Raw genomic sequence first — 1687 nt, forward strand, 5'->3', positions numbered from 1 at the left:
GCTGACCTGGTCCTCGAACAGCTGGTGCACGCAGCGTTCGGAGGGATAGACATGATCCGTCCGGTTCCACTCCTCCAGAAGCAGCGTCCGCTCCGAGGGCGGGAGGATGTCGAGCTGGTGGAGCGGCTTTGTTTCCAATGCCACCAAGCCTCGCAGCATAACGAGCAGATATCCAACGTGTCGCTCGATCGTTTCTGCATCGAAGAGTGCGGTGGCATAACCGAGACTGCCGGTAATCCGGTCATCTGTCTCGTAGAGGGCCATCTCCAGGTCGAACTTGGATACGCGATAGGGAGTGTCAGCCGGATCCACGGCCACGCCGGACAAAGTGGGGACGATCCTTTGCTCGTTCCAGGCCAACATGACCTGGAACACCGGTGTATGATCGAGCCGGCGCGGCGGCTGGACGGCCTCCACCACCTGCTCGAACGGTAAGCTCTGATGATCCTGAGCTTGAAGTATCGTCTCACGAACCCGGCGCAGCAGCGTCGTTCCGTCCGGATTGCCCGAGACGTCGATGCGCAAGGCCAGCATGTTGACGAAGAACCCGATCAGCCCCTCAAGTTCCGGGCGTCCCCTGTTCGCCACCGGCGTGCCGATCACGATATCGTCCTGGCCCGACAGCCGCGACAGGACAGTTGACCACGCGGCCAGCACCGTCATGAACAATGTCGTGCCGTTCTTCAGGCTCAGGCGCTTGAGTTCCGAGGTCAGAGCCGCGTCGATAACGATCGGGATGCGCGCGCCAGTGAAGTTTTGCTGTGCCGGGCGGGGACGATCCGTCGGCAGGGTTATCAAGGTGGGTGCATCCGTCAGTTTTGCGCGCCAATAGTCTGCCTGCGATTTCTGCCGTTCCCCGCTCAGCCACCGGCGCTGCCACGCCGCATAGTCCGGGTATTGGACAGAAAGTTCCGGCAAGGGATCCGGTCGACCCGAGGCGAGGGCGGCATAGAGCACCTCCAGTTCCCGATTGAGAACGCCCATCGACCAGCCGTCGGAGACGATGTGGTGCTGGGTCAGCAGCAGCATGTGCTCATCATCTGCAAGGCGGATCAACCGGCCCCGCACCAGCGGACCTCGTTCCAGGTCAAAGGGCGCATTTGCCTCCTCGGCGCAAATCTTATCGAGCAAGGACCCGGCATTGCCTTCGTGGCGCAGGTCATGCTCCCGCAACAGCAACCCCGCGTCTGTCGGCAACAACGTCGCGCGCGGTTCACCTTCCACCATCGTGAATGTGTATCGCCAACCCTCGTGCCGTGCCCATAGCCGGTCCAACGCGTTGCGCAACGCCGGTTCGTTCAGGCGGCCGCGAAGCCGCATTGCGAGTGGGATGTGGTAGGTCTTGCTCACGCCTTCAAACTGCGACAGGAACCACAGGCGCTCCTGCGCATGCGACAGCTCCAGCGGTATCGCCCGGTCCACCCGCTCGATCACCGTTGAGGCTTGGACTCCAGATTGTGCCAACTCCTCCGAAACTGAATGCGCGATACCCGCAAGGGTCGGATTGGCAAAAAGTGCTGCCAGCGGCAGGTCCGTGCCTATCGCATCTGGCAGCCGGCTCAACAGCCTGACGGCGAGGAGCGAATGTCCACCGAGAGCGAAGAAGCTGTCGTTGCGGCTGATGCGATCGACACCGAGGAGTTCGGACCAGATGGCGGCAAGCGCCGTTTCGACGGGACCTTGCGGG

The 1687-nt window shown here is 62.1% G+C and carries 1 protein-coding gene; it reads right to left on the minus strand.

Annotated elements, in window-relative coordinates:
* Positions 1–1687, minus strand: a 1687-nt coding sequence (locus tag ACIK7D_RS27715) for a condensation domain-containing protein (RefSeq protein WP_400158170.1), incomplete at both ends; no start/stop codon positions are given.

Source organism: Agrobacterium sp. P15N1-A (assembly GCF_044626815.1).
Lineage (GTDB): Bacteria > Pseudomonadota > Alphaproteobacteria > Rhizobiales > Rhizobiaceae > Agrobacterium > Agrobacterium leguminum.